We start from the raw sequence: 21,054 nt of genomic DNA on the forward strand, positions 1-21,054 counted from the left end.
GTCTAAACGTCCAAAAGTTGTTGACGCTCACTATCGGCTTAGGTACATTTAGACGTCCAGACATCTCTTTTGCCGAGGTGCCTGCCCAGATCCAATTTGAGGAGTTGAAGATGACAGCGCGTAAACTAGCCACCGCCGCCGTACGACGAGGCATAGAGTCAGACACTCAGCACGGTGCCGTGGTGCCGCCTATCTATCTGTCGACAAACTACTCGTTTGAAGGGCATCAACAGCCGCGGGCATTCGATTACAGCCGCTCAGGTAATCCGACCCGCTCTATTCTCGGTGATGCGATTGCCGAACTGGAACAAGGGGCGACCGGCGTGGTGACCTGTACCGGCATGGCCGCCATCACACTGGTGACTAGCCTGCTGGGCCCAGAGGATCTGTTGGTGGTGCCTCACGATTGCTATGGCGGCAGCTATCGCCTCTTCACCAACCTGGCCAAGAAGGGCGCTTTTAAGCTATTGGTGGTGGATCAAACCGATGATGCCGCGCTCGAGCAGGCGCTGAGCCAGTCACCCAAGATGGTGTGGCTTGAGACCCCCTCTAACCCGCTGCTGCGAGTAGTCGATATAGAGGCCATCGCCCAGGCGAGCCACAAGGTGGGTGCTCAGGTGGTGGTGGACAACACCTTCCTCTCTCCTGTGTTACAACAGCCACTGTTGCTGGGGGCCGATATCGTGGTGCACTCCACCACCAAATATATCAATGGTCACAGCGATGTGGTGGGCGGCGCCGTGGTGGCCAAAGCCCCTGAGGTGGGCGAGCTGCTGCACTGGTGGTCGAACACCCTAGGTCTGACGGGGTCAGCCTTCGACAGCTACCTGACCCTGAGGGGGCTGAGAACCCTGGCGGTGCGCATTCGTGAACACCAAGCCAACGCTCAGAAGGTATTGGCACTGCTTTGTGACCACAAGGCGGTGGAAAAAGTGTATTATCCGGGGCTTGCCGAGCATCCAGGCCATGAAATTGCGGCCAGACAGCAGAAGGGCTTCGGCGCTATGCTGAGTTTTGAGCTAAAAGGTGGCGAATCGGCACTCGTTGCCTTTTTAGATGCGTTACAATACTTCTCGGTAGCCGAGAGTCTGGGAGGCGTAGAGAGTCTGGTGGCGGTTCCCGCGACCATGACCCACAGAGCCATGGACCCAGAGGCGCGCCGTGAGGCGGGCGTGAAAGATACCCTGATCCGTTTGTCAGTGGGCATAGAAGATGGCGAGGATCTGGTGGCAGATATTCTTGCGGGTTTAGAAGCGGCTATCGCGGTAAGTAGTTAAAGGGTTTGAGGAGCAGATAATGACACGTTGTCATTTGCATAAGTTTGGTGGTTCTAGTTTAGCGGATGCAGATTGTTACCGCCGCGTCGCCCACATTTTACTGACCCATGGCCACAGCGATGATCTTATCGTAGTGTCGGCCGCGGGCAAGAGTACCAATTTCCTATATCGCCTGCTGGAGCTGTGCGACACAGATCAGCTGTGGCAGGAAGAGTTACAGGTGCTGGTGAGTTACCAGCAGAATCTAATCGAGCAGCTGCTCTCCAACGAGCAGGCCCGTAGCCTGAGAGAGCGACTGGCCACCGACAAGTCGCAGCTGACCAGCCTGTTGTCGCTCGATGAGCTCAACGATTATCAACGCAACCAGGTAGTAAGTTTCGGCGAGCGCTGGTCTTCCCGTCTGCTGGCGGCGCTGTTGCGCGAGTCTGGCGTGGCGGCGACCGATGTCGATGCCCGCACCCTACTGGTCGCCGATGAAGGCGCCGTACCGCAGATCCGCCTTGGCGAGTCGCGCCAGAAGGTGCAGGCGCTGCTCGAGGCCCATCCTCAAGAGCGTCTGGTGATCACCGGTTTTATCTGCGCCAACGAGCAGGGCGATACCCTGCTGCTGGGCCGTAACGGCTCAGATTTTAGCGCCACCTTACTGGCTAGCCTGGCGGATATCGAACGTGTCACCATCTGGACAGATGTGGAAGGCGTATTTAACGCCGACCCGAACCGAATTAACGATGCCAAGTTGCTTAAGAGCATGTCGCTCACCGAGGCGAACCGCCTGGCGCACCTTGGCTCTCCCGTGCTGCATAACCGCACTCTGCAGCCACTGTTCGACACCGAAGTCAGCCTGGCGGTGCGTTCAAGCTACGCCCCCCATACAGATTTTACCCTGATCGCCCCTAAGAGCTCGTCGGCCAGTGCCCCTGTGGTGACCAGCCTCTCCAGCGTCAGTCTGTTTAGTCTGACCATAGGGGTCGAGTTACCGCAGTTGCTGGCCTGTTTTGCCCAGGCTGGCCTGACGCCACTGGCCTATTGGTCGTTGGCCCACGGCCGCGCCGAGCTGGCCTTTACCCATGAGAATCAGAAGCAGGCCCAGGCGATCTTCGAGGCCAAGCGCAGCGAGCTGGGAATCGATGAGTTACAGCTGCGCGACGATCTCGGCTTGGTGGCCCTGGTGAGCGCCGATGCCAGCCTCTATCGCCGCGGCTTCTCGCGTCTGTTGAGCCGTGAGGCGCATCCTCTGTGTAATGATGGCCTTAGCCTGGTGACCCTGGTGCCTAAGGCGCAGGTAAACCTGTTGACCCAGAAGGTGCACAGACGCTGCGCCGGTCCGCGCAAGCGTATCGGTGTCCTGCTGCTGGGCATAGGCAACATAGGCGAAGCCTGGATCGATCTCTTCAAACGTGCCCGCCCCGTGCTCAATAAGGAGCTTGAGGTCAGCGTCGAGCTGGTAGGACTCTTGAGTTCCAAGAAGGCGCTGCTGAGTGAGACAGATATTGACTTAAGCAGCTGGCAACAGGCCTTTGAGGAGCGCGGCACCGGCTGGCAGTACACCCATCTGTTCGAGCAGTTGCAGGCACTAAATTGCGATGAGTTGATCGCCCTGGATATCAGCGCTAGCGCCGATCTCACCCTGCAATATCCCGAGTTTTTTGCTCGCGGCATTCATATCGTCAGCGCCAACAAGCTGGCGGGTTCTGGGCCGCTGGCCTTCTATCAGGAGCTGAAGCAGCAGCTGGGCAATCGTCGTCTGTTCTGGCGTTATAACGCCAGCTGTGGTGCGGGCCTGCCGGTGCAACATGCGCTGAACGATCTGCATAACAGCGGTGACAGCATAGAGGCGGTCGGCGGCATCTTCTCCGGCACCCTATGCTGGCTGTTCGAGCACTATGATGCCAAGAAACCCTTCTCCGAGCTGGTGCTGGAGGCTAAGGGGCTGGGTATTACCGAGCCGGATCCCCGCGACGACCTCTCCGGCCGGGACATGCAGCGCAAGTTGCTGATCTTGGCCCGTGAGATAGGTTACGACATAGAGCTGGACGATATCGAGCTGGAGTCTCTGGTGCCGACTAAGCTGGCCGAGATCCCGCTGGATGATTTCATCAAGCGTATGGCGGAGCTCGATGGCGAGATGTTGCAGCAGTATCAGGCAGCGGCCGAGCAGAACAAGGTGCTCAGGTATGTGGCGTCATTGGATTCAGACCAGGGCCAACTCAAGGCCAAGGTGGGAATCCAGTGGGTCGATAGGAGCCACCCGTATGCCAATTTGACGCCGGGCGATAATGTCTTCGTCATTCGCAGCGATTTCTATCAGGACAATCCGCTGATCATACGTGGCCCGGGCGCCGGGCGCGAGGTGACGGCTGCTGCGGTGCAGTCGGATCTGGCGCAGATCTGCCGGGATCTCCTGCAAGAGTAATTTAAAGGGTCGATGCGTGCATCGGCCTTTTTTATAGCTTTTTCTCTTTTTCTTTATATCTCTCTTTCAGTACATTTCGCCGGATGAATTGGTGAGATAGGCCTGCCTGTGCCTGCCGTTTCACTTTCGGACTATCTTATAAACAGATTGTTTTTTATTGAGTCAGTTTTTGGGCTTGACATCACTCTGAGTTTCTCTAGTATATGGACATATAGACGTCCAAACGTCTAAAATATTTTTTGCTCTAGGTCTGAGGGAATTAAGATGGCTTTTCATCACGCACAACACGCCAATTCATTGAATCAAAGCTTGTCTGAGCTTAATGGTGATATCAATGTGTCATTCGAGTTTTTCCCACCGGCCACCCCCGAGATGGAAACCATTCTGTGGAACTCCATCAGACGCCTGGAGCCGCTCAAGCCTAAGTTTGTCTCGGTAACCTATGGTGCCAACTCTGGCGTGCGCGATCGTACCCACGGGGTGATCGAGCGTATTCAGAAGGAGACAGATCTGGTGGCGGCGCCCCATCTGACCTTGGTCGATGCCAGCGATGAAGAGCTGGTCGAGCTGGCAAAGCATTACTGGAACTCGGGTATACGTGACATAGTTGCACTGCGTGGCGATCTACCCGCGGGCAGTCCTAAGCCGACCCGTTTTGCCAACGACCTGGTGCGTCTGCTCAAATCTGTGGCCGACTTCGATATCTCGGTGGCGGCCTATCCTGAGGTGCACCCGGATGCGCCCAATGCCCAGGCGGATCTGATCAACCTCAAGAAGAAGATAGATGCGGGGGCCAACCGCGCCATCACCCAGTTCTTCTTCGATGTGGAATCTTATCTGAGATTCAGAGACCGCTGCGTGGCCGCTGGTATCGATGTGGAGATAGTGCCGGGCATACTGCCTGTGACCAACTTTACTCAGCTGAAACGCTTCGCCGGCATGACCAATGTGTCTATCCCAAGCTGGCTGCATAGGCAGTTTGAGGGGCTAGACGATGACCCGTCGACCCGCCAGATGGTAGGGGCCAACGTGGCCATCGACATGGTCAAGGTGCTGTCTCGTGAAGGGGTGAAAGACTTCCACTTCTATACCCTGAACCGCGCCGAATTAACCTATGCCATCTGCCATACCCTTGGCGTAAGACCCGGTAAATAGCATTTCGTTAGCCAGGATAGACGTCTAGCCCCGCCTCGATAGGTGGGGCTTTTTTGTAGCTATTATCAATAGTCCTGGTGTGGTTTTTCTTCTATGATTGACCACAGCCAATAAGGAGATTGATATGTATAGAATGCTTATCGGAGTAACAGCGCTTTTCCTGAGTAGTCAGGCGATGGCCGCCAACGAGATGCCACCGGCCGCCGCCCTGTGTGGCAGTTGCCATGGCCCGACCGGGATGGGCATAGAGCCTATCGCGCCGCGTATCGCCGGACTCTCTTCCGAATATATTGCCAAGCAGATCCACCTGTTTCAGCAAGGCGACAGACAAAACCCCAGCATGACGCCCATGGCGATGACAGTGCAGGGAGAGGCCATCAATCAGGTGGCAGATTACTTTGCCGCTCAGCCCCTGCCAGCCTTTACCCCTGTGGTACTTGGCAGCAAGACTAGCTACCAGAGCGCGGCGGAAACCTTGGTCTATCAAGGGGACTGGCAGCGCACCCTGCCGGCTTGTGTCTCTTGCCATGGCCCCTCGGGGATAGGTGGAGGCCAGTTCCCGCGTCTGGCGGGGCAGCAGGCCAGCTATCTTAAGACACAGCTGATGGCCTGGCAGTCGGGCACGCGTAAGGGCGATATCGATAACATGATGGGCAATATCGCCAGCAAGTTGAGCCAAGATGAGATAGCGGCCCTGGCCGACTATTTTGCCACGTTGAAGTAGGGAGGCGGATATGAACAGGAATCTAATGACACTCAGCGGCCTACTCATTTTTGCCCTTGGCAATAACGTGCAGGCGGGTGACTTACCCGATAAGCAGGCTGAGCTGAAACTGGCGGCGCCAGCGCAGGATGCGGATTATCTTAAGATGCGCTCCCTTGCCAGCATTCCCGAAGGTGCCTTCGGGGACAAGGTACGCCTGGGCTATCAACTATTCGTTAATACCCAACAGCTTAGGGGCCAATATGTGGGCAACGAGCTGAACTGCGTCAACTGCCATATGGATGCAGGGCGCAGGGCCAATGCCTCTCCCCTGTGGGCCGCCTATCTGGCCTATCCTGCCTATCGCAAGAAGAACGATAAGGTGAACAGCTATCAGGAACGGATCCAGGGCTGTTTCACCTATTCGATGAATGGCAAGGCGCCCGAGTCGGGCAGCGAGCCCCTGGTGGCGCTGTCGGCTTACTCCTACTGGTTAGCCATGGGCGGCCTGATGGATAAGTACGGCGTGACTGGCGCCGTGCCCGAACTGAGCGATGCCGAGCTGCTCAAAGGCGGCAAGCGGGAGGATTTTGTCTTGCCCGAGGCGATCGCCAAGGCCACGACACTCGATGAGCGCGCCAAGCTGCCGGGCAGAGGCTTCCCCGCCATCCCTAAGCCCGAACAGGCTTATTCGCCTGCACGCGGCGAGCAGGTCTATCGGGCCCACTGTCAGTCCTGCCACGGTGAAAACGGCGAAGGGCTAGCCTTGGGCGGTGTCTATAGCCTGCCACCGTTGTGGGGGCCGAACAGCTTTAACTGGGGAGCGGGTATGCACAGGGTCAACACGGCGGCCAATTTCATCTATGAGAATATGCCTCTGGGTAAGAGTGTGCAGCTATCGCATCAGGATGCCTGGGACGTGGCCGCCTTTGTGGTCTCCCATGAGCGACCACAGGACCCAAGACTGGAAGGCGATAAGGTGATGGAGCTGAGTAAACGTTATCACCAGCATCAAGGTTATTACGGCAAGAGTGTGGGTGAGGGGGCCGTTCTCGGCACTCAATCCTATCCTATCAATCCGGCTAAGCAGTAAGCCTAAACAATAAGCCTTAAGCTTGTTCCGCCCGAGACTGAGTGTTAACGTTAACGGCTAACACTCAGTCTCTATGGATTCTATGCGCACCAATGCCAGTCAGTGCCCCCTGTGTCACCAGCCCAATCAATGCGCCGTCGTGGCGGGGCGTGAGAGTGATACCTGTTGGTGTCATCATCAGACGTTTGCGCCCAAGGCGCAGTTGCCCCAGGCCTTAGCTCCAGATGTTTGTATCTGCCAGGCCTGCGCCGAGGCGCTTAGGCTGGAGACTGAGTTAGGGGTTAAGCGAGTCGATTAATGGTCAATCAATTATTTAAGGATGAATATTTATGAAAAATAGCGCCATCATGCTCTTAGGCCTGCTTGTTCTCGCGGGATGTAGCAATTTAACGCTGACGACCAATATCTCACCCGAAGAAGCGTTAAAGACCTCCAAGGTGGAGGAGTATAGTATGGCCGAAATTGGCCGTTATAAGGCGGACTCTCTGGGAAAAGTGTCAACCTCTATGTGCCGTACCCGCTCTACCCAGCCGAAACCGACCGAGTCATTATTGGTTGGCAATCTCAAATATAAGGCGCAGAAGTTGGGAGCTAACGGCATAGTCGTCATGGAGTGTGTCGATCATAAAATCAATAACGATTGTCCTGAGTTTTTGCGCTGTGATGCGCTGGCCTATCGCGTCGACTTCGACGCCCTATAAAATAAAAAAAGAGGCGAATTCGCCTCTTTTTTATTCTTTAATTGGGTTCGGTGTATTGTTAGATCATTCAAGTCTAAAGGCTAGAGTTTCCCTTCCCCAGTCAGACAACAGTACATCTCTAATGCGTTCACCATCTCCTTCGCTACTACAAGCCCACATCTCGGCGCAGGTACGTCCGGCGATGTTGGAGCCGGTACCCGAATCTGTATCTGGTCGGCTGTTATTGAGGCGGGCAATTTCGTCGTCGAAATAGCGGTTATAGTCGGGAGCCGTTACTGTGATGGTTTCCATTTCACCCACTGGGGCATTGCTACCTGGTTTCGCATCCTTATCCGCGTCGACCATGGCATATAATTTAGGTAGAGGCAGGTTGCCTGATAGTTCTGAGTTCTTCAGTTTCTTAGCAAAATTTTTAGCCGAGGCATTGTTCAGTTCGTAGGCCTTAGATAACCATTTGTCGGCTTCGGGGAGATCTTGTTTAACAAGGTTGTTATTCAGGTAAATTTTACCTAATATCAGGGCACTAGGTGAGAAATCGACTTTTAGACTGCGCTCTAAGAGTGATATTGCCTTATCGACATCTTGATAGTCGGTCTCTTGCAGGTACATGACGGCCGCCTTATATTGGGCCGTGGTGTTGCCAAACTTGGCGGCGCGTCTAAACCATTTTAGCGCTTTCTTTGGATTTTTCTTGGTACCATAACCCGCGTAATAGAGCTCCCCCAGGGTTGCCATGGCGTCTGAGTGACCCCGTTTGGTTAAAATGGTATAGGCCTTAAAATATTCCTTACATTCGGCCGAATCACACTCAGGTAAGCTGGAGGCATAACTCGTTGATGTAATGGCCCAAAAGGTCAAGCCGATTGAGAGTGTTTTGATTATCCTTTTCATTTTTTTTCCTATTTTAGGTGGTTGATGAAGTTCAACCCTCTAAGCCTCAATTGGCTTAAAGAACTGCTTGTTATGGAGAAACCTATCGAAAACTAAGAGCTATCCTTCCCCAGTCAGAGAGCAGGAAGTCGCGAATACGCTCACTGTCTCCCTCCGTACTACATGCCCACAATTCGGCACAGGTTCTGCCAGCGATGTTGGATCCTGTGCCTTTTTCCGTATCTGGGCGACTGTTGTTGAGGCGGGCGATTTCGTCGTTGAAAAACTGGGTATAGTCAGGCGCAGTGACAGTGATGGTTTCCATCTCACCGACAGGTGCATTACTGCCAGGTTTATTGCTGGCTTGCGTATCTAGCAGGGCATAAAGCGTTGGCAGGGCGAGTGTTTGGCCTTGATCGGACGCTTTAAGTTGCTTGGCAAATTTTTGCGCCTCTTGGTTGTTGAGCTCATAGGCCTTGGCTAGCCAGTGATCGGCTTCGGCAAGGTCTTGTTTAACGAGTTCGTTGCCAAGATAAATTTTACCCAATACGAAGGCGCTGGGAGAGAAACCGACTTTACTGCTGCGTTTGAGCAGTGTGATGCCTTTGTCGATATCTCTATCTTTTGAATCTTGAAGATACATGATCCCGGCCTTGTACTGGGCCGTGGTATTGCCAAACTTGGCGGCACGTCTAAACCACTTGAAAGCTTGCTCCATATCTTTCTCTGTGCCATAGCCGGCATAGTAGAGTTCGCCCAGGGTCGCCATGGCGTCCGAATGCCCTCGCTTGGTCAAGATGGTATAGGCCTTGAAATACTCCTGGCATTCAGCCGTGTCGCATTCGGGAAGCCCGGCAGCAAAGCCTTGGGAGGTAACCGCCAACAGGCTTAGTCCAACTGAGAGTGCTTTGAGTCTCTTTTTCATCATCTCGTCCTTTGATAGCGCTGACAAAACTCCAACTCTTTAAGCCTGAAAGAGGCTTTAAGTACCACTCGTTGAAATGGATTTACCTAACATTTAAGGCCAATGCGATATTGCCCCAATCCGATAACTGTAGATCTCTAATGCGTTCGCTGTCGCCCTCACTGCTGCATGCCCAGATATCTGAGCAGGTTCGTCCGGCGATGCTAGACCCGGTTCCCTTTGCCGTGTCGGGACGACTCTGATTAAGCTGTGCTATCTCCTCATCGAAATAGGCGGCATAGTCAGGGGCCTCAACCAGTATTATCTCCATCTCTTCCAATGATGATTTACTGTCGGCCGCGACGGGCTTTTCGGCATCGACAAGTGCAAACAGTTTAGGCAGTGGGAGCTTGGCTGTATCGGGCGATTCTCTAAGGGTTTTGGCAAATTTCATCGCCTCTAAGTTGTTGAGCTTATATGCGAACGTCAGCCACCTGTCCGTTGCGGCTAGATCCCTTGGGATCAGTTTGTCTTGCAGGTAGATCTTGCCTAAGGCTAGCGCGCTTGGTGAAAACGTCGCCTTGGCGCTACGTTTTAGCAAAGCGATCCCTTTGTCGATATCTTGGTATGCAGAGGTTTGCAAGTACATGATCCCGGCTTTATATTGCGCCGTGGTGTGGCCAAACTTGGCGGCGCGTCTAAACCACTTAAAGGCCTTATCGAGATCTTTTTCCGTGCCATAGCCCGAGTAGTAGAGCTCGCCAAGCGTCGCCATTGCGCTCGAATGACCCCGTTTGGTCAAGATAGTATAGGCGTCAAAATAGGCCTCGCATTCTGCCGTTTTACAAGGGGCTAACTGAGTTGCATTGCAAAGAGGGGCTATCGCGACCAAAGCTGCTACTAACAAAAGCTTATTCACGATTCGCTGCATGCCTATATCCTTTAGTAAAATGTTAATAACTATTACTATCAGTAACTAATGGAGAGTGCCATAGTACTAAAGTGCTAATATTTGGTGATCTCTTAGTCCTCTCCCAGCATGGCTAAGAGCGGGCTCGATTTAGGAATTTTTAATCTATTCAGAACAAGGTCAGATATTTAGCCTGTTGGCATTAAGGGGCTAAAGTTGTCTGCTAGGAAGGGCAGGATTGGCAAGGGGGAGTGATGGACAAGCTTGATGCGATCGTTATCGGTGCCGGTGTGGTTGGGCTCGCGGTGGCGGCCAGCCTGAGTCGGCGTTTTGGCAATGTGCTGATCATAGATCGCGCCGAGACCATAGGCACTGGCATCAGCAGTCGCAACAGCGAGGTGATCCACGCGGGGATCTACTACCCGACGGGGAGCCTCAAGGCGCAGCTTTGCGTTGAGGGTAAACAGCAGCTGTATGCCTATTGTCGTCGCCGGGGTGTCGCCGTGAATTCCCTGGGTAAGCTGATAGTGGCGACTCAGGTCGAGCAGGAGGCGAAGCTCGACGCCTTGCTCACTCAAGCTCGGGCCAATGGGGTTGATGATCTTGCGCCGCTTAGTCATAAGCAACTGCTGGTGCTCGAGCCGGCGCTCAAGGCGTCTGCCGGGTTACTATCACCTTCTACCGGTATCGTCGACAGTCATTGCTTGATGCTGAGTCTGCTGGCCGAGGCGGAGGAGCATGGCGCGATATTCTGCCCCCATACCGAGTTTATCACCGCTCAGGCCGATGCGAATGGCTTTAGGGTGGAGCTGATGCAGCAAGGGGAGCGGGTGAGTCTGGATACCAGCTATCTGATCAACTGCGCCGGATTATATGCCACAGAGGTGGCGACGCGTATTGAGGGGCTGGCAGAGTCCCTCATTCCACAGCTTTATTGGTGCAAGGGGCATTACTTTGCCTATCAGGGCAAGAGCCCGTTTTCGCATCTCATCTATCCCGTGCCCGAGCCAGGGCTGAAAGGCTTAGGAATCCACGCCACCTTAGATCTCGGCGGCCAGCTTAAGTTTGGCCCGGATACTCAGTATCTGACGCCCGACTCCCAGGAAGATTATCGGGTGCCAGAAGCGCTGCGCCAGCGTTTTTATCAGGCGATTTCGCGTTATTATCCTGGCTTAGATATCGATCGTTTGGTTCCGGATTACGCCGGGATTCGCCCTAAGCTGCAAGGGCCCGATGACACCGATGTGGCTGATTTTATGATTCAGGGGGAGGCGCAGCATGGCATACCAGGCTTGGTGAATCTGCTGGGAATCGAATCCCCCGGATTAACGGCGAGTCTGGCCATTGCCGAACAGGTCTGCCGGCAGTTAGGGACGCCATAAAAAAAGGAGCCGTTAGGCTCCTTTTTCTGAGTTCGCGCGCTTTAATCGCGCAAGGCACTGGCGTTAGCCGTTGTCTCTGTTGCCCTTGCGGTGTGACTTGCGCTCACCCACAGGCTTGCGACGACGCGGTGCACGGTTGTCATCGCTGGCGTTGACGATTTCGCTGCCCGCTTCGCGGATGTTTAGCGGCTTGCCACATACGCGTACCTTCTTCAGGTGTTGCAGGACATCCTTTGGCATGCCTTCTGGCAGGTCGATCGAGGTGATCTGATCGAACAGTTGGATCTGACCTATGTAACGGCTGTCGATGTTGGCTTCGTTGGCAACGGCGCCGACGATGTTGCCTACACCCACGCCATGGTCACGACCCACGTCTAGCACGTAACGGCACATCTTGACGTCTGGATGATCTTTCAGGGTATCTGCCTGGCCCAGGTTTGCCGGGGTCGGACGCGATTCGCGGCGGCCACGAGGAGCACGATCTGAGCGGTCGCCACGGTCGCGCGAGTTGCGCTCGTCACGGCTATCGCGCTGACGTTCCTGAATAGGAGGCAGCTGCAGAGGACGCTCCTGCTGCACCATGTTGAGCAGTGCGGCGGCAAGTACTTCGGTGTCCACTTCCAGTTGCTGGCACAGCTGGGCAACGGCGCCATGCATAAAGTCCAGGGATTCGTTGTCTATGGTGTTCGAAACCTGCTCACCCAGACGCGACAGACGACGCTCGGCCACTGTTTCAGGGCTTGGTACGTTCATCGGCGAGATACGGCTCTTGGTCGCACGCTCGATGGTGCGCAGCATGCGCATCTCTCTGTGGGTGACGAACAGAATCGCCATACCGGTACGACCGGCGCGGCCGGTACGACCGATACGGTGTACGTAGGCTTCGGTGTCGTAGGGGATATCATAGTTGATCACGTGACCTATACGCTCAACGTCCAGACCACGGGCGGCCACGTCGGTGGCGATCAGGATATCCAGTTTGCCACGCTTAAGCTGATCGACGGCGCGCTCACGAGCCTGTTGGTTCATGTCACCATGCAGTGGCGATGAGGCATAACCGCGGGCTTCCAGCTTCTCGGCCAGCTCGACACAAGAGTTACGGGTACGTACGAAGATGATGATACCTTCGGTGTTTTCTACTTCCAGTACGCGAACCAGGGCCTCGAGTTTGTTGTGCTGAGACACCTGCACGAAGCGCTGCTCGATAGACTCAACCGTGGTGTGGCTGGCGGCGATGCTGATGTGTACCGGCGTTTGCAGGTACTTGTTGGCGACGCGCTTGATCTGCTCTGGCATGGTGGCCGAGAACAGCGCCAGTTGGCGCTCCTGCGGCGTGTGCTCCAGGATCCACTCGATGTCGTCGATAAAGCCCATCTTGAGCATTTCATCGGCCTCATCGAGTACCAAGGCGTTGAGTGTCTCTAGCTTCAGGGTGCCACGACGCATGTGGTCCATGACACGACCCGGTGTACCCACGACGATCTGAGGGCCACGACGCAGGGCGTTAAGCTGTTGATGCATGCTCTGACCGCCGTAGATTGGCAGTACGTGCAGGCCTTTCATGAATTTGGAGTAGCTACCGAAGGCTTCGGCAACCTGTACCGCCAGTTCGCGGGTCGGCGCCAGTACCAGAATTTGTGGCACGTTGCGGTTAGGATCGATAGCGTTGAGCAGGGGCAGGGCAAAGGCACCGGTTTTACCCGTACCGGTTTGCGCCTGGCCTAGAATATCTTTACCCGCCATGAGGGGGTCGATACTGGCGGCCTGGATCGGCGTAGGTTTTTCATAACCTAGCTCGTCGAGAGCACGCAACAAAGGCTCGGACAGGCCGAGTTCGCGGAAAGTTTTTTCACTGGATGACATGGGTTGTAGCCTTGTGGTGTAACTAAAGTGCAGAGACTGCACCAAAAGATGTAAAAGACAGAAAATCAACCCCGTGTCGACTTCCCGCACCGAAAACGAATCAGTAAGCCGATTATTATAACACTAAGCCAGAGATCTTTCCACCGCCTGGCATAATTTTCGCAGTAAACTCAGGTGTCGTTAATTTAACCATTTAGTTAACAGTGAGTTACATTTTTCAAAAATACAAAAATCCCTGTGTTTTGTATTAGTTATTCAAGAGATAAGTGTCAATTATTAACAGTTTATAGGCGGTTTCCGTAACAGCGGCCAGAAAATTAACATCTATCTTACTCGCCTCGTCACTGGGTTGGTGGTAATCCTTGTGGGGTGGCACGCCGAAGTAGAGCCAGGGGATGCCCGCCTGATGAAAAGGATAATGATCTGAGGCTCTTAACCAATCGACCTTCTGTATCGTCTTGCCCGCTTCCGGCGGATGATTGGCGCGAATACAAAGATTAACCGTCTGCTCCAGCCGGGCCTTGATCTGCTCGAACTGGCCAAATCCACGGCGGCCCTCCAGGTAAATACGGCTGTTGCGCGCGGGGCGGCCTATCATGTCCAGGTTGACCATCAGCTCTATCTGACTGGCCTTGAGCTTGGCATCTGGGGCCATCAGGTCGTCGACAAAGGCCTTGGAACCGTAGAGGCCTGGCTCTTCGGCGTCGGTGGCGATAAACATCAGGTTGGCGTCTCTTGGCAGGCTTGCGCTATGAAAGGCTATCTCAAGCATGCCGGCGACGCCTGAGGCGTTATCGTCGGCGCCGTGATAGAGCTTATAGCCCTGCTTGCCTAGGTGATCATAGTGGGCGACCACCAGACGCCAGCGGTCGCTGGGCTCGCTCGCCGGCAATATGCCTATGATGTTGGTGCCAAGGCGAGTGCCGAACTGATAGTCATACTCAAAGTCGTGATCGAAACGGCCCTGCCAGGGGGTGAGGCCCGCCTGCTGCATCTGATTGGTTATGTAATCTCTGGCCAGGGCGGCGCCATCTGTGCCTGTCTTGCGCCCGGCGAATTGATCGCTGCTGAGGGTCTTTACGTGGGCGAGGAGCCGTGCTTGATCGCTCCAGGTGAGCCGGTACTCATCGCCGCAGCGCCTATCGTTCGGGCTCTCGGCGCAGCCTACCAGGCCGAGCGCGAGCAGGCTTAGTGCGAGCATGCTCTGCGTGAACAGCCGCAGCAGTGGTGGGAGTCGCAAGTTGCGTTTATGGGCAGGGGCGTAGCGGCTTCTCAATGATGGCAATCCTCGAGTGTGAATACTCCTAAGCTACCCCTGTTTGCCGGGGAAGGAAACAAAAAAGCCAGCCTGTAGAGGCTGGCTTGTTAAGGCCGTCAGCTTGAGTTAGCCCTTTAGCAGCGGCTTGAGGAAGCGCGCAGTGTGAGAGCTTGGATGCTCGGCGACCTGCTCAGGTGTGCCGCTGACCAGTATGGTGCCGCCACCGGAGCCGCCCTCTGGGCCGAGGTCGACGATCCAGTCCGCCGTCTTGATCACATCCAGGTTATGCTCGATAACCACTATGGTGTTGCCATGTGCCTTGAGGCGATGCAGCACATCCAGCAGCAGCTGAATGTCGGCAAAATGCAGACCCGTGGTTGGCTCATCCAGAATGTAGAGGGTCTTGCCGGTATCGCGTTTCGACAGCTCCTTGGCCAGCTTAACCCTTTGAGCCTCACCACCTGAGAGTGTGGTGGCACTTTGACCCAGGCCGATATAGGAGAGACCGACCTCCATCAGGGTCTGTAGCTTGCGGGCGATGGCCGGCACGGCGTCGAAGAACTCGCGCGCCTCCTCGACTGTCATCTCCAGCACCTCGTGGATGTTCTTACCCTTATAGCGTACCTCCAGGGTCTCGCGGTTATAGCGCTTGCTCTTACAGCTGTCACAAGGCACGTACACATCCGGCAGGAAGTGCATCTCAACTTTGATCAGGCCATCGCCCTGACAGGCCTCACAGCGTCCGCCCTTGACGTTGAAGGAGAAACGCCCCGGCTTGTAGCCACGGGTTCTCGCCTCTTGGGTGGCGGCAAACAGCTCGCGGATCGGGGTAAAGATCCCCGTATAGGTAGCCGGGTTAGAGCGTGGTGTGCGGCCGATAGGGCTCTGGTCGATATCCACTACTTTGTCGCAGTGATCCATACCGGCAACTTTTTGATAAGGCGCGGGTTCATCGACCGTGGCACCGTTGAGCTGGCGATGGGCGATCTTGTAAAAGGTGTCGTTGATCAGGGTCGACTTGCCCGAGCCCGATACCCCGGTGACACAGGTAAACAGGCCCACGGGAATGGTGAGGTCGACCTGCTTGAGGTTGTTGCCTGAGGCGCCGAAGAGTTCGATCACCTTGCTGGCATCGTACTGGGCGCGCTTCTCGCTGATATGGATCTGCTTCTTACCCGAGATATATTGGCCAGTGATCGACTCGTCGCAGGCGACGATCTCCTTAAGTGGACCGTCGCAGATCACCTGACCGCCATGCACCCCGGCGCCCGGGCCGATATCGATAATATGATCCGCCATACGGATGGCGTCTTCGTCGTGTTCGACCACGATGACAGTGTTGCCGAGATCCCTAAGGTGGATCAAGGTGTTAAGCAGGCGCTCGTTGTCTCGCTGGTGCAGGCCGATGGAGGGTTCATCCAGCACATACATGACGCCGACTAGGCCGGCGCCGATTTGGCTGGCCAGACGGATACGCTGGGCCTCGCCGCCGGAGAGGGTGTCGGCCGAGCGTGACAGGCTCAGATAGTTGAGGCCGACGTTGACCAGGAAGCCGAGACGATCGCGCACCTCCTTGAGGATCTTCTCGGCGATCTGTGCCCGCTGGCCGGTCAGGCTCAGCTGCTCGAAATACTCCATCGCCTCGCCGATAGACCACTCTGTGAGTCTCGGCAGGTTAAGGTCTTCGATAAACACATGGCGAGCCTCTTCACGCAGACGCGAGCCGCCACAGCTGCTACAGGCCTGGGTGTTGATATACTTGGCCAGCTCTTCGCGTACCGCGTTTGATTCCGTCTCGCGGTAGCGTCTGTCCATGTTGTTGAGGATCCCTTCGAAGGGGTGGTTGCGCACCACCACGTCGCCGCGATCGTTAATGTATTTGAACGCTATGCTCTCCTTGCCCGAGCCGTGCAGCACTATGTTACGTATCTTGGCGCTCAGCTTCTCAAACGGCGCCTCGACATCGAACTTATAGTGCTCCGCCAGCGAGGTGAGCATCTGGAAATAGTAGAAATTGCGTCTGTCCCAGCCGCGGATGGCGCCGCCGGCCAGCGAGAGTTCGGTGTTGGTGATCACCCTGTCGGCATCGAAAAATTGCTGCACGCCCAGGCCATCACAGGTAGGGCAGGCACCGGCCGGGTTGTTGAAGGAGAAGATGCGCGGCTCAAGCTCCGCCATGGAGTAACCACAGTGGGTACAGGCAAAGTTGGCCGAGAACAGCAGCTCTTCGCTGTCGCCGTCCATGGAGGCGACGGTGGCGATACCGCCAGAGAGTTCCAGCGCGGTTTCGAAGGATTCCGCCAGACGCTGCTGCAGATCGTCACGCACCTTGAAGCGATCTACCACCACCTCGATGGTGTGCTTTACATGCAGCTCAAGCGCCGGGGGATCGGACAGGTCGCACACCTCGCCGTCGATACGGGCGCGGATAAAGCCCTGGGCCGCCAGGCTGTCCAGCAGCTTGACGTGCTCGCCCTTGCGGTCGTTGATCACCGGGGCCAGCAGCATCTGGCGGCTGCCCTCTGGCAGGGTGAGCACCTTGTCGACCATCTGGCTGACGGTTTGCGCCGCCAGTGGTTGGTTGTGAGTCGGACATCTCGGCTCGCCGACACGGGCAAACAGCAGACGCAGGTAGTCGTAGATCTCTGTGATGGTGCCCACGGTGGAGCGCGGGTTATGGGAGGTCGATTTCTGTTCGATTGAGATCGCCGGACTCAGGCCCTCGATATGATCCACATCTGGCTTCTCCATCAGGCTGAGGAACTGGCGCGCATAAGCCGACAAGGATTCGACATAACGACGCTGGCCCTCGGCGTAGAGGGTGTCGAAGGCGAGTGAGGATTTTCCTGAACCCGACAGGCCAGTGATCACAATAAGCTTATCTCTGGGGATCGTCAGGTTGATGTTTTTGAGATTGTGGGTGCGGGCGCCACGAACTTCAATCTTGTCCATCTGTCTCTCTGAATGTGCCGAAAAAGAGACTGATTATCGCATAAAAATTGAGTTAGGTCATAGAAAAGCCCAGCCTGTGATCTGGCCATGGGGGGAGGGCAATTGCGCATTTTACTCGCATCTTCAACTTTTCTTTTTGAGCTATTTCTCCGCTTCGTGATAAACTGCGCGACTTATTTATGAATACAGATCAGGGCGAACAATGGCCAATAATGGACTGTCTAAGACTGAGAAAAGAGTCGCGTTTTCACTAGCCAGTGTATTTGGGCTACGCATGATGGGCTTGTTTATGATCATGCCTGTCTTTGCGTTGTACGGACAACACCTCGAGGGATTCTCTCCCCTGTGGGTGGGGATAGCCATCGGGGCCTATGGCCTAACCCAGGCCATCTTGCAGATCCCTATGGGGATCCTATCGGACAGATATGGCCGCAAGCCTATCATTCTTATCGGCCTGGCCCTGTTTGCGCTGGGCAGCCTGCTGGCCGCCTCGGCCGATTCTATCTATGGTGTCGTCGCAGGACGTGCCCTGCAGGGGATGGGGGCAATTGCCGCCGCCGTATTAGCCCTGGCCGCCGACCTGACCCGTGACGAGCAACGCACTAAGGTGATGGCCATTATAGGCATGTGCATCGGCTTCTCCTTCGCGCTTTCTCTGCTAGTGGGCCCTATCGTGGCCGAGCATCTTGGCTTGTCGGGTCTGTTTGCCATGACGGCCGGGCTCGCCTTGCTGGGGATGGTGATAGTGCAGCTGCTGGTGCCTAACCCCATAGGTCAGGCGCCCAAAGGCGATACCGTGGCCGCACCAGCCAAGCTCAAGGCGATGCTCACCGATCCGCAGCTGTTCCGCTTGGATGCGGGGATCTTCATCCTGCATCTGGTGCTGACCGCCGTATTTGTCGCGCTGCCGCTGGATCTGGTCGATGCCGGCCTGGTGAAAGAGAAGCACTGGATGCTCTATTTCCCCGCCTTCGTGGGGGCCTTCTTCCTCATGGTGCCGCTGATCATCATTGGGGTGAAGAAGAAAAACACTAAGGCGACCTTCCAGATTGCCCTGCTTATCATGATCGCCGCCCTAGCCGCCATGGCGCTGTTTGCTAACAGCCTGGTGGTGCTGAGCGTCGCCGTGGTGCTCTTCTTTACCGGTTTCAACTATCTCGAGGCATCCCTGCCAAGCCTGATCGCCAAGTTCTGTCCCGTGGGCGACAAGGGATCGGCCATGGGTGTTTACTCTACCAGTCAGTTCCTCGGCGCCTTCTGTGGTGGCCTGCTGGGTGGCGGCGCCTATCAGCTGCTGGGAGCGGCCGGCGTGTTTGCCGTGGCACTGGGCCTGATGTGCCTGTGGCTGCTGCTGACACTGGGGATGCAAAACCCCGTACTGTTAAAGAGTTATACCCTGGAAGCCGAGGTGGAAGGTAAAGAGCAGGCCCGCGCCATGGCGACCGAACTGTCGCAACTGCCCGGCGTGGCCGAGGCCATTGTGGTGCTTGAGGAGAAGGTCGCTTATTTGAAAGTTGATGAGCATTTCGATTTGAGACAGGCGCGAGCTGTGTTAGGCTCTTCCAATTAACAGATTCGCGGTCGAGTGCGGCCGTGCATCTGTACCTAATTTAGATTTATAAGATTATCGCAGGAGATTTCAATGGCCAGTCGTGGTGTCAATAAGGTAATTTTGGTCGGTAACCTAGGGAAAGATCCTGAGGTTCGTTACATGCCAAACGGCAACGCCGTAGCCAACTTTACAGTGGCGACCAGTGAGTCTTGGAAAGACCAGCAAGGTCAGATGCAAGAACGTACAGAATGGCACAACATTGTAATGTACCGTCGTCTTGCGGAGATCGCCGGTGAGTACCTGAAGAAGGGCTCGAAAGTGTATCTGGAAGGCAAACTGCAGACCAGCAAGTGGCAGGATCAGCAGACCGGACAAGATCGCTACAAGACAGAGATCAACGTTAACGAGATGCAGATGCTGGATAGCCGTGGCCAAGGCCAAGGCCAAGGCGGTCAAGGTGGCCAGCAAGGTTACGGTGCGCCACAACAGCAAAACCAGTACGCGCCACAGCAGTCGGCGCCAGCCGCGCGTCCACAGCAGCCACAGCACTCGGCTCCTCAAGGTGGGTACGGTGCCCAGCAACAGCCTGCACCACAGCAGCAAGGTTATGGCGCTCAGCCACAGCAGGCCCCTGCCTATGCACCTAAGCCGCAGGCGGCTCCACAACAGCAAGCGCCGCAGCAGCGTCCAGCACCTCAGCCACAGCAGAACTTCACGCCTGATCTGGATGACGGTTGGGACGACGATATCCCGTTCTAGGATTAGGTCGACAAATGTTTGCTTAAAACCCTGCCTTGGCAGGGTTTTTCTTTTCTTAGACTCTGCCGCGCTATGCTCTTCTTAGCGCGCGTCGGTCGGCGTCATCCTGTGGGAGTGTTCATTTACCGCCATGCGGTGTAAAATGCGCGCCCAGCCCGTAAAAGGGCGACTGCTAAACTTGGGTTACCCTTATTTATGTCATCAGCCACTATGCCAACTGCTATTAATCGTACCTTCTCCATTGCGCCCATGCTCGACTGGACCGACAGGCATTATCGCTATTTCGCGCGCCTTATGTCTTCCGAGTTGCTGCTCTATACCGAGATGGTGACGACCGGGGCGATCATTCATGGCAAGGGCGACTATCTGGCCTATAACCAGGAGGAGCATCCGCTGGCGCTGCAGCTGGGGGGATCTAATCCTGAAGACCTGGCTAAGTGTGCCAAGCTGGCGGCAGAGCGCGGCTATGATGAGGTCAACCTCAATGTGGGCTGCCCATCGGATCGCGTGCAGAATGGCCGTTTCGGCGCCTGCCTGATGGCCGAGCCTGATCTGGTGGCTCAGTGCGTGGCGGCGATGAATGAGGTGGTGGATATTCCGGTAACGGTGAAGACCCGCATAGGCATCGACGAGCAGGACAGCTATGAGTTTCTTACCGAGTTCGTCGACAAGGTGAGCGCGGCTGGCTGTGACACCTTTATTATTCATGCCCGTAAGGCCTGGTTGCAGGGGCTGAGTCCCAAGGAGAATCGCGAGATCCCCGAGCTCGACTATGACAGGGTGTATCGTCTCAAGCAGGATTACCCTCAGCTGAGCATCTCCATCAATGGTGGGGTCAAGACACTTGAAGAGTGCGGCGAGCACCTTAAACAGCTAGACGGCGTCATGGTGGGCCGCGAAGCCTATCAGAATCCTTATCTGTTGGCTCAGGTGGATCAGCAGCTGTGCGGCCTGGACAAGCCAGTGCTGAGCAGAGATACCGTTTTGGAGAATATGATTCCCTATATAGAGAAACATCTAGTGTCCGGTGGCCGCCTGAATCATATTACCCGTCACATGACAGGTTTGTACCAGGGCGAGGCGGGTTCGCGCGCCTGGCGTCGTTATCTGAGCGAGAATGCTCATAAGCCTGGAGCCGGTATCGCCGTGGTGCATGAGGCCAGAGCCAGCATGGAAATCAAATAAAAATATAATATAAACAATGTATTGATTAAGATTCTTGCAGAAAGCCGCTGATACCACAGCGGCTTTTTGTTGTCTAA

The 21,054-nt window shown here is 55.4% G+C and carries 17 protein-coding genes; 11 read left to right on the plus strand and 6 right to left on the minus strand.

Annotated features, from left to right (window positions below; all coding sequences use genetic code 11):
- Nucleotides 1-110: 110 nt before the first annotated feature.
- The 7 genes from metB (at nt 111) to K0I63_RS02665 (ending at nt 7,342) form a co-directional block, all read left to right on the plus strand.
- Nucleotides 111-1,277, plus strand: coding sequence for a cystathionine gamma-synthase (gene metB, locus K0I63_RS02635; protein ID WP_220082440.1), 1,167 nt, complete (start codon nt 111-113; stop codon nt 1,275-1,277).
- A 19-nt stretch (nt 1,278-1,296) separates the two neighbouring features.
- Nucleotides 1,297-3,690 carry a bifunctional aspartate kinase/homoserine dehydrogenase II gene (locus tag K0I63_RS02640; RefSeq protein WP_220079806.1) on the plus strand — a complete coding sequence of 798 codons (2,394 nt, stop codon included), beginning with the start codon at nt 1,297-1,299 and terminating at the stop codon, nt 3,688-3,690.
- Between the two features lie 264 nt (nt 3,691-3,954).
- Nucleotides 3,955-4,845 (plus strand): methylenetetrahydrofolate reductase, encoded by an 891-nt coding sequence (gene metF, locus K0I63_RS02645; RefSeq protein ID WP_144199816.1) that lies wholly within the window; start codon nt 3,955-3,957, stop codon nt 4,843-4,845.
- 124 nt (nt 4,846-4,969) lie between these two features.
- A complete protein-coding gene (locus tag K0I63_RS02650) occupies nt 4,970-5,569 on the plus strand; it encodes a c-type cytochrome (RefSeq protein ID WP_220082441.1) in 600 nt (199 codons plus the stop codon).
- A gap of 25 nt (nt 5,570-5,594) precedes the next feature.
- Nucleotides 5,595-6,641 (plus strand): c-type cytochrome, encoded by a 1,047-nt coding sequence (locus K0I63_RS02655; protein ID WP_220083360.1) that lies wholly within the window; start codon nt 5,595-5,597, stop codon nt 6,639-6,641.
- Nucleotides 6,642-6,723: 82 nt separating this feature from the next.
- Nucleotides 6,724-6,939: a cysteine-rich CWC family protein gene (locus tag K0I63_RS02660; RefSeq protein ID WP_258406924.1), complete on the plus strand. Its 216-nt coding sequence runs from the start codon at nt 6,724-6,726 to the stop codon at nt 6,937-6,939.
- 31 nt (nt 6,940-6,970) lie between these two features.
- Nucleotides 6,971-7,342 (plus strand): hypothetical protein, encoded by a 372-nt coding sequence (locus K0I63_RS02665; protein ID WP_144199810.1) that lies wholly within the window; start codon nt 6,971-6,973, stop codon nt 7,340-7,342.
- Nucleotides 7,343-7,405: 63 nt separating this feature from the next.
- On the opposite strand, the gene K0I63_RS02670 is transcribed toward K0I63_RS02665, so the two are convergent.
- The 3 genes from K0I63_RS02670 to K0I63_RS02680 form a co-directional block, all read right to left on the minus strand.
- Nucleotides 7,406-8,233 (minus strand): tetratricopeptide repeat protein, encoded by an 828-nt coding sequence (locus tag K0I63_RS02670; protein ID WP_220082443.1) that lies wholly within the window; start codon nt 8,231-8,233, stop codon nt 7,406-7,408.
- Between the two features lie 82 nt (nt 8,234-8,315).
- Nucleotides 8,316-9,140, minus strand: coding sequence for a tetratricopeptide repeat protein (locus K0I63_RS02675; protein WP_220082444.1), 825 nt, complete (start codon nt 9,138-9,140; stop codon nt 8,316-8,318).
- Between the two features lie 79 nt (nt 9,141-9,219).
- Nucleotides 9,220-9,891: a tetratricopeptide repeat protein gene (locus tag K0I63_RS02680; protein ID WP_258406925.1), complete on the minus strand. Its 672-nt coding sequence runs from the start codon at nt 9,889-9,891 to the stop codon at nt 9,220-9,222.
- A gap of 389 nt (nt 9,892-10,280) precedes the next feature.
- Here K0I63_RS02680 and K0I63_RS02685 point away from each other — a divergent pair, with 389 nt between their 5' ends.
- A complete protein-coding gene (locus tag K0I63_RS02685) occupies nt 10,281-11,408 on the plus strand; it encodes an NAD(P)/FAD-dependent oxidoreductase (protein WP_220082445.1) in 1,128 nt (375 codons plus the stop codon).
- A 63-nt stretch (nt 11,409-11,471) separates the two neighbouring features.
- Here the strand turns inward: K0I63_RS02685 and K0I63_RS02690 are convergent, their stop codons facing one another.
- The 3 genes from K0I63_RS02690 to uvrA all read right to left on the minus strand — a co-directional run bounded on the left by K0I63_RS02690 (nt 11,472) and on the right by uvrA (nt 17,481).
- A complete protein-coding gene (locus tag K0I63_RS02690) occupies nt 11,472-13,271 on the minus strand; it encodes a DEAD/DEAH box helicase (RefSeq protein ID WP_011864337.1) in 1,800 nt (599 codons plus the stop codon).
- A 247-nt stretch (nt 13,272-13,518) separates the two neighbouring features.
- On the minus strand, nt 13,519-14,472 hold the full coding sequence (locus tag K0I63_RS02695) for a M28 family peptidase (protein WP_258406926.1): 954 nt from the start codon (nt 14,470-14,472) through the stop codon (nt 13,519-13,521).
- Between the two features lie 183 nt (nt 14,473-14,655).
- Entirely contained in the window at nt 14,656-17,481 is a 2,826-nt protein-coding gene (gene uvrA / locus K0I63_RS02700) for an excinuclease ABC subunit UvrA (RefSeq protein WP_220082447.1), read from the minus strand.
- 202 nt (nt 17,482-17,683) lie between these two features.
- On the opposite strand from uvrA, the gene K0I63_RS02705 reads away from it, so the two are divergent.
- The 3 genes from K0I63_RS02705 to dusA all read left to right on the plus strand — a co-directional run bounded on the left by K0I63_RS02705 (nt 17,684) and on the right by dusA (nt 20,977).
- On the plus strand, nt 17,684-19,051 hold the full coding sequence (locus K0I63_RS02705; RefSeq protein ID WP_144199796.1) for an MFS transporter: 1,368 nt from the start codon (nt 17,684-17,686) through the stop codon (nt 19,049-19,051).
- A gap of 72 nt (nt 19,052-19,123) precedes the next feature.
- Nucleotides 19,124-19,792 carry a single-stranded DNA-binding protein gene (locus tag K0I63_RS02710; RefSeq protein ID WP_220082448.1) on the plus strand — a complete coding sequence of 223 codons (669 nt, stop codon included), beginning with the start codon at nt 19,124-19,126 and terminating at the stop codon, nt 19,790-19,792.
- 210 nt (nt 19,793-20,002) lie between these two features.
- On the plus strand, nt 20,003-20,977 hold the full coding sequence (gene dusA, locus K0I63_RS02715; RefSeq protein ID WP_258406927.1) for a tRNA dihydrouridine(20/20a) synthase DusA: 975 nt from the start codon (nt 20,003-20,005) through the stop codon (nt 20,975-20,977).
- Nucleotides 20,978-21,054 lie beyond the last annotated feature (77 nt).

It is taken from the genome of Shewanella rhizosphaerae (assembly GCF_019457655.1).
Lineage (GTDB): Bacteria > Pseudomonadota > Gammaproteobacteria > Enterobacterales > Shewanellaceae > Shewanella > Shewanella loihica.